Source organism: Sphingomonas sp. LH128 (genome assembly GCF_000293195.2).
In the GTDB taxonomy this organism is placed as follows: Bacteria; Pseudomonadota; Alphaproteobacteria; order Sphingomonadales; family Sphingomonadaceae; genus Novosphingobium; species Novosphingobium resinovorum_A.
The window spans coordinates 1-4,611 of the sequence record NZ_ALVC01000248.1; the positions used below are offsets into that span (position 1 = coordinate 1).

The following is a 4,611-nucleotide window of genomic DNA, read 5'->3' on the forward strand; positions in this document are numbered from 1 at the left end:
GCGCTGCCGATGCGGCGGGCGTGGCCGACATTCTGGTGGAGGCGGCCCTGACCGCCATCATCGATTTCGAGGATTCAACGGCGGCCGTGGACGCTGACGACAAGGTCGGGGTCTACGCGAACTGGCTGGCGCTGATGCAGGACCGGATGACGGCGCGGTTCGAGCGCGACGGCCGGACGGTCGAGCGGGTGCCGGCGGGGCCGCGGCCGTTCACCGCGGCCGACGGAACCCCGGCCCTGTTGCGCGGGCGCAGCCTGCTTCTCGTGCGCAATGTCGGGCTGCTGATGGAAACCGACGCCGTGCGCCTGCCCGATGGCAGCGCTGCTCCCGAAGGGATCATCGACGCGCTCGTCAGCGTGGCGGCCGCCCTTCACGACCGGTCAAGCCGGATCAACAGTCGCCACGGCGCCATCTATGTGGTGAAGCCGAAGCTCCACGGACCCGCCGAATGCGCCTTTGTCGACCGGCTGTTCGCTGCGGTCGAAACGCTGCTCGGCCTGCCTGCCCACACGGTCAAGATCGGGCTGATGGACGAGGAGCGGCGGACGTCCTCCAATCTCGGCGCCTGTATCGAGGCGCTCGGCCGCCGGATTTTCTTCATCAACACCGGTTTTCTCGACCGCACGGGCGATGAGATCCACACGTCGATCCATGCCGGGCCGTTTGTGCCCAAGGGCGAGATGGCAGGCACACGGTGGCTTGCCACCTACGAGGCGCGCAATGTGGCGATCGGGCTTCGCTGCGGCTTTTCCGGCCGGGCCCAGATCGGCAAGGGCATGTGGACCGCGCCCGACCGCATGGCCGACATGCTGGAGAAGAAGATCGCGCATCCGGGTGCCGGCGCCAGCACCGCCTGGGTGCCGAGCCCGACGGCCGCCACGCTCCACGCGCTTCATTATCATGCGGTCGACGTGTTCGCCTGCCAGCGCGAACTGGCCGGCCAGCCCGTGCCCGCGCTTGACGGCCTGCTCGACATTCCGCTGGCGATCGGCCGCAACTGGAAGGCGGACGCGGTGGCGCGCCTCCTCGACGACAATGTGCAGAGCATCCTCGGCTATGTGGCGCGCTGGGTGGACCTCGGGGTGGGCTGTTCGAAAATCCCCAACATCGACGACATCGGCCTCATGGAGGACCGGGCCACCTTGCGGGTATCGGCCCAGCAGCTCGCCAACTGGATGCTCCACGGTGTTTGCACCCTCGCGGACATCGAGGCGTCGCTCGCGCGGATGGCGGCCCAGGTGAACCGGCAGAATGAAGCCGAGCCCGGCTGGCGGCCGCTGGCCGGCGGCACGCCGGCCTTCGAGGCAGCGCGGGCGCTGATTCTCGAGGGCGCCTCGGAGCCGAGCGGTTATACCGAGCCGCTGCTGCATCGATTCCGGCGCGACGCCAAGAAAACATCCGGCCTGTCTGCCGCCGACCGCTGAGCCGATCAGGTCTTTCCGACCGTCGTTCAAATAGATGGAAGATACGCAACGCAGGTGCAGCATGGCTCTTGCCTTCATCGTCGATCCATGACACTTTGATGGTCTGAAGATCGGCGGGCTGCTGCTGTTGCCAAGGCGGGCTGCCCGCCCGGATCTTCCATGCACCTCCCGACCGTATCGCAACCGCGGGACTGCATGGCCCTTCCTGTCTGGTCAAGAGGAGATGCGCATGGTGCCATCGGTGTCGCCGCGGGGATTCTGGCGGGATGCGCCGTTCCGGCTCCCGAACTGGCGGACATTCACCAGTACCGACATCGAGGATGTGCAGCATCATATGGGCCGCGTGTTCCACGAGCATCAGCTCCACGCGCGCGGCGGCGCTCCGCTTGCGTTCCGGCACCGGCAGATGCCGCTGAAGTCGATCTCATTCAACGCGCTGGACTATGGCATCGCCCATGGCGCCATCGACATCCACTCTCCGCCGCTCGAGGACATCTATCTGTTCCAGTTCTCGCTGAAAGGCGGCGCGCGCGTCGGCCGCGGCGGCGATCTGGTTCCGCTCGGCGCTGGCGACCTGTGGGTCCATGATCCGTTCGAACCCGTCGTCCTCGAACTGGATGGCGGCTACACCCATTTCTCGATCAAGGTGCCGCGCGCGACGCTCGAAGAGGTGGTTACCCGGGAACTGGGCCGCCGCCCCAAAGAGATCCGGTTCACCCGCGCGCCCACCCGGTTTCTCGACCAGCAGCAGGGTCTGGCCGAATTCGTGCGCGCGGTCTGCGCCAGCTCGGGTGCGGGCCCGCAGAATATATTCGCCCATCCGCGCTCGGTCGCGCTGACCGAGGAGATGCTCGCACGCCTCATTTTGCTGTCGGTCCCGCACAATTATTCCGACCTGTTGCTGGCGCGGCCCGCGCATGCGGTGCCCTATTATGTGAAGCGCGTGATCGACCACATCGCCGATCATGCCGCCGATCCGCTGTCGCTCGCCAATCTGTGCCGGGTTTCAGGGGTGAGCGCCCGGTCGCTCAGCGCCGGGTTCCGCGCGTTCTGCCAGACCACGCCGATGCATTACCTGAAAAACGCCCGCCTCGACCGGGCGCGCGACCTCTTGTCGACTGCCTCCGGAACGTCCGTTACCGAAGTCGCTCTCGACTGCGGCTTCAACCACCTCAGCAAATTCTCGCGCGATTATCTGCTGCGCTTCGGTGAGCGGCCCTCCGATACGCTGTGCCGCGTCCGCGGCGGCGCCGGCTGATCCTCAGCCGTAGAGCGCATCGAGCCGCGCGCCATAGCGGTCGCGCAGCACATGGCGCCGCAGCTTCTGCGTGAAGGTGAGCTGGCCGTTTTCAACCGAAAAGCTGTCGGGAGCGATGATGACTCGCCGCACCCGCTCGTGCGGGGCCAGCCCCTCGTTCACCCGGTCGACCGCGACCTGGATCGCGCGCACGAAGCCGGGATCCTGATCCGAGGTCTGGATGTCGCGCCCGTGGCGCGCAGCCCACTCCATCCGGAACTCGGCATCGGGAACGACGAGGCCCACCAGATAGGGCCGCCGGTCGCCATAGACCATGGCCTGCGCGATCTCGGGCTGCATGGTCAGCATGCCCTCGATCCGCTGCGGAGCGATATTCTCGCCCTTGTCGCTGGTCAATATGTCCTTCTTGCGGTCGGTGATCACGAGATGGCCGTCGGCCTCGATCCGGCCGATATCACCGGTATGTGTAGCGGCTCGCAATAATGATCGCCCGGAACTGCAATAGAGGGCGGTTTCCGGCTCAGATTATATGAGACGTTCAGGATCGCCAGGCTCACATTGTTTGAGACGCAAATCACATTGCGTGCGACGGACGCGAGATGTTCAGCGCGCGGCGCAGGACGCGAAGACGGCAGCAATGTCGCCACAGGCACGGTCTGCTCCGCACGGTAGCGTTGCAATCACCCGGCGCTGCCTGCAATCGAAGGCGATGTATTCACGAGAGTTGCAATAGAAGGGACGGATGCGGGATGATCGATGCGAGCCGGATTGCCGCCGCCATCAACCTGCGTGTCCGCCAGCTTGAGGCACAGGGTATCACCGGGATCGCCCTGGCCGATCATATGATCGGCCACATGCAGGACCTGCACGGTATCTACGGCACCACCAGCGATAGGACGCTACACGACCTGTGCGACCGTTTCCCGGGATTTGGGCGGTATGCCCGGATCATGGAGGAGATGTCCGAACGCAACCAGGCCATGTTGGCCTCCGGCAACCATTCTCATGGCGAGCTGCCCGAATTGCCGGAGCCACTGAAGGCAAAGCTCACTCATGTGCTGCACGCCGCCGCCGAACTGGAGCGCGAGCTTCAGGCCGCCGCCGATGGCGGCCATGCCGACCATGCCGGGCGCTTGACGGAAATGATGCACCGCTGGGCCAACGACCTCGCGCGACTGGTATCCGACTTCCAGTCCCCGGATTTGCCGCCCGCGTCCCAGGCCTTGGTGCAACAGGTGCTCAAGGCGACGGCGGAACGGATCCAGACGTGGATGGAAACCCCGTAGCGGCTCCCGATCGCCGGAAGCCGGCGCCTGCCCCGCAAGAAAAACGAGCGGTTTTCTCGCGGTCGCGCGATGCCGGCCTCGACCTCGCGCCAATGGCAAGGAAACCCGTTGTGAAAACCAGCGCAATCTTGCACCATGCCAATCATCTTTTCTGGCGAGGTGTGGATTGCTCATCGGCTATATGGGGTGACTACACGAAAGTGACGTATCTGCACGGAAAGGGCGAACGGATAGCGAACGTCACGCGGCAAGTAGGGAGTTGACGGCGCGCAGCGGTCGCAAGGCGTCCGGATCGGGTTGATCTTCAACATTCCAGCTATAGTCACCGGTCAGCGAGATATGCTCCCAGCCCAATGGCGCGATGTGGCGTGCGATTTCGTCGGCTGTGCCGATGTCCGCCAGCGCCATTTCGAGATAGCGAGTGTTCCACAAGATGATGGCGGCGACGAGCAGGTTGAGGCCGGAGGCGCGATAGGTCTGGTTCTCGAACCGACGATCGCGCAGTTCGCCGAGCTGGTTGAAGAAGAGCGCGCGGGCGAGCGCGTTGCGGGCTTCGCCTTTGTTGAGGCCCGCCTGGGTGCGCCGGCGCAGGTCGATGTCGCGCAGCCAGTCGAGCATGAAAATGGAGCGTTCGAGGCGGCCC

Annotated in this window: 5 protein-coding genes; 3 read left to right on the forward strand and 2 right to left on the reverse strand. The window is 65.2% G+C overall.

Going from position 1 to position 4,611, the window contains the following annotated elements; all coding sequences use genetic code 11:
- Together LH128_RS19380 and LH128_RS19385 are read left to right on the forward strand one after the other, a co-directional pair.
- Positions 1–1,424 (forward strand): malate synthase G (locus LH128_RS19380; protein ID WP_008831376.1); only part of this gene is annotated, 1,424 nt, incomplete at its 5' end.
- A 229-nt stretch (positions 1,425–1,653) separates the two neighbouring features.
- Positions 1,654–2,682 (forward strand): AraC family transcriptional regulator, encoded by a 1,029-nt coding sequence (locus LH128_RS19385; RefSeq protein ID WP_008831377.1) that lies wholly within the window; start codon positions 1,654–1,656, stop codon positions 2,680–2,682.
- 3 nt (positions 2,683–2,685) lie between these two features.
- Here the strand turns inward: LH128_RS19385 and LH128_RS19390 are convergent, their stop codons facing one another.
- Positions 2,686–3,162, reverse strand: a complete 477-nt coding sequence (locus tag LH128_RS19390) for an AMP-binding protein (protein WP_008831378.1) — start codon at positions 3,160–3,162, stop codon at positions 2,686–2,688.
- Positions 3,163–3,431: 269 nt separating this feature from the next.
- On the opposite strand from LH128_RS19390, the gene LH128_RS19395 reads away from it, so the two are divergent.
- Positions 3,432–3,968, forward strand: a complete 537-nt coding sequence (locus LH128_RS19395) for a hypothetical protein (RefSeq protein WP_008831379.1) — start codon at positions 3,432–3,434, stop codon at positions 3,966–3,968.
- A gap of 240 nt (positions 3,969–4,208) precedes the next feature.
- Here the strand turns inward: LH128_RS19395 and LH128_RS19400 are convergent.
- On the reverse strand, positions 4,209–4,611 hold a 403-nt coding region (locus tag LH128_RS19400; RefSeq protein WP_008831380.1), incomplete at its 5' end, for a Tn3 family transposase.

What these genes read in the sequence shown, in the direction of transcription:
- LH128_RS19385 (WP_008831377.1), top strand. Translation starts at nt 1,654, where the DNA reads ATGGTGCCATCGGTGTCGCCGCGGGGATTCTGGCGGGATGCGCCGTTC.
- LH128_RS19395 (WP_008831379.1), top strand. Translation starts at nt 3,432, where the DNA reads ATGATCGATGCGAGCCGGATTGCCGCCGCCATCAACCTGCGTGTCCGC.